Source organism: Sphingomonas hankookensis (assembly GCF_001619955.1).
GTDB classification, from domain to species: domain Bacteria; phylum Pseudomonadota; class Alphaproteobacteria; order Sphingomonadales; family Sphingomonadaceae; genus Sphingomonas; species Sphingomonas hankookensis_A.
The window spans coordinates 1-428 of record NZ_LQQO01000043.1 but is presented as its reverse complement, the minus strand read 5'-3'; the positions used below and the strand labels follow the sequence as shown (position 1 = coordinate 428).

Genomic DNA, 428 nt, shown 5'->3' with positions numbered 1-428 from the left:
CATAACGCCGCACCGCGTCGTACGAGCCGTCGAACCCCTCGCGCAGCAGCAGGTCGTGGATGCGCGTGAGGCGCAGCTTCTCGCGCCGCGGCCGTGCCTCATCTTCCTCCAGCAACGCATCCAGTCGCGCCTGAAATGGCCCCAGCTTCGGCAGCGGCTGTACCTCCCGCCGATACCCCATGTCCGCTTCCGGCGCCCGGATCGCCTTGCGCACCACCTTGCGCGACAGGTGCAGGTCCCGCGCTATCGCCTTGATGGCCTTCCCCGACGCGTGCTCGCGCCGGATCCTCAACACCGTCTCCAATACCAGCATCCCGATCTCGCCGCCTGACACACCGCCAAGCGAACAGCCTAGACCAACGGGATGAGGGGTCCCTTTTCGACGCCGATCACCCCGCTACCGGGGTCCCTTTTCCACGCCGATCCAC

1 pseudogene is annotated in these 428 nt (G+C 67.1%); it reads right to left on the bottom strand.

The features are described from left to right. Positions 1 to 313 (bottom strand): annotated as a pseudogene (locus tag AVT10_RS14585) (IS21 family transposase); the annotation flags it as partial. Positions 314 to 428: the final 115 nt, after the last annotated feature.